We start from the raw sequence: 1,655 nt of genomic DNA, 5'->3' as shown, positions 1-1,655 counted from the left end.
CTTACGCACAAGCTTTATTCAGTGTTTCCTTGAGCATGTGATTTTGTGAAGTGCTGTCTTTTATGCACAGACATAGTACTGGTTGTCCAGTTCGATGAGGAACACGGTGACTTCGTCGCAGTAGACCGTGTCCGTGCCGTTGGTGAGTACCGGCTGTACGGTCAGCGTTTTGCAGCTTTCCATGTGGTCGGTACAATAGTTGCTGTCCTCGTTCAGTTCGTTCAGCATGCCGGTGAGGTATTCCGCATTGGAGCCGGTTTCGTCCTGTTTGAGGCAGTCGTTTACCAGAATCTGCGAGAAGTGAATGTCACCGCTAAGCTGCTTTTCATAGCTTTCCTTCTGCTGGGTGACATAGGCGTTGTCGTCCAGCAGTCCGCCGTAGGCGTTTTCATAGAGGGATTCCATGTACTTTTCCACGGTGCAGGACTGGAACAGTTCCACGTCCTCGTTCTGGATCGAAGCGTAGTAGTTTGCCAGTGCGTCCAGTTCGCCGTCCTCCAGAAAACGCTTGTCGTATTCCAGCGGCACTGCACGGCTGTCGTCGTCCCGCATAGTGGCACCGTATTCCAGATCTTCCATGGCGATGTTCACGCCGGATTCGCTGTCAGAGGAATTGCTGTCGGAGCAGCCGGCAAAACCGGTGCAGAGCAGTGTGGCAGCGGTCGCACAGACCAGAATCCGCCGGAATGTATTGCGATTGTATGTCATGAGGTATCAGTTCCTTTCGATGATATGCTACCTTATACTGTAGCACATTTTCGGCAGGTTGTCAACCAAGAACATGAGATTATGTGAAAACAATATAGAAAGGGAAATCGTTATGCCGAGATTTTTTTTAGAAGAACTAGACGAATCTGATGTGTGCATCACCGGCCCCGATGCCCGCCATATCGGACTGGCTCTGCGAATGCGTGTGGGGGAGATGCTGACAGTCTGTGCCTACGGGCGGGACTACCAGTGCCGGATTCGGTCCATTACGCCGGAAGAAGTCCATCTGGACGTGGTTTCCTCGGAACTGTGTGCGGCGGAACCGTCGGTGTCCCTGACCTTATATCAGGCAGTGCCCAAAGCGGACAAGCTGGAGCAGATCATTCAGAAGTCCGTGGAACTGGGAGTCACACGAATCGTTCCCGTGCTGACACGCCGTTGCATCTCCCGTCCCAAGCCGGCGGAGTTTCAGAAGAAGCTGCCGCGGCTGCAAAAAATCGCGGCTTCTGCGGCAAAGCAGGCGGGACGGGGCATCATTCCGGAGGTCGCTCCCATGCTGACCTTTGCACAGGCCTGTGCGGAGATGCAGCAGGCAGACCGTGCGATTTTGCTGTACGAGGGCGGCGGTGTCCGGTTTGATGAGGCAGACCTGCACGACTGCCGTTCCATTGCCCTGATCGTGGGCAGCGAGGGCGGCTTCGATCCGGAAGAGGCGGAGCAGCTGCAACAGAACGGAGCAGTTGCAGTCTGGCTGGGACACCGGATCCTCCGCTGTGAAACGGCACCGCTGGCGGCGATTTCTATTGTGATGCACCGGACGGGAAACCTTTGAAAATCTATATATCACAACATAGCATATAAAAAACGGCATGACTTTTTCGGTCATGCCGTTTCGTATTTTCTGTGAAGTTGCTTTTTAGGCAATACCGCACAAAGATTGTGCGACA

The 1,655-nt window shown here is 53.7% G+C and carries 2 protein-coding genes; one reads left to right on the top strand and one right to left on the bottom strand.

The window, feature by feature from the left end:
• Positions 1 to 60 precede the first annotated feature (60 nt).
• Positions 61 to 708 carry a hypothetical protein gene (locus tag RUMCAL_RS09615; protein WP_040647783.1) on the bottom strand — a complete coding sequence of 216 codons (648 nt, stop codon included), beginning with the start codon at positions 706 to 708 and terminating at the stop codon, positions 61 to 63.
• Positions 709 to 820: 112 nt separating this feature from the next.
• Here RUMCAL_RS09615 and RUMCAL_RS09610 point away from each other — a divergent pair, with 112 nt between their 5' ends.
• Positions 821 to 1,540: an RsmE family RNA methyltransferase gene (locus tag RUMCAL_RS09610; protein ID WP_051343790.1), complete on the top strand. Its 720-nt coding sequence runs from the start codon at positions 821 to 823 to the stop codon at positions 1,538 to 1,540.
• Positions 1,541 to 1,655: the final 115 nt, after the last annotated feature.

Origin of the sequence: Ruminococcus callidus ATCC 27760, from assembly GCF_000468015.1 — a bacterium.
GTDB classification, from domain to species: domain Bacteria; phylum Bacillota; class Clostridia; order Oscillospirales; family Ruminococcaceae; genus Ruminococcus_C; species Ruminococcus_C callidus.
Note: the sequence above shows the minus strand (reverse complement) of the source record. Positions and strands in the feature narration are given on the sequence as shown.

Bases quoted from the DNA above. Each gene is read 5' to 3' on its own strand.
- RUMCAL_RS09615 (WP_040647783.1), bottom strand. From the start codon at position 708: ATGACATACAATCGCAATACATTCCGGCGGATTCTGGTCTGTGCGACC.
- RUMCAL_RS09610 (WP_051343790.1), top strand. From the start codon at position 821: ATGCCGAGATTTTTTTTAGAAGAACTAGACGAATCTGATGTGTGCATC.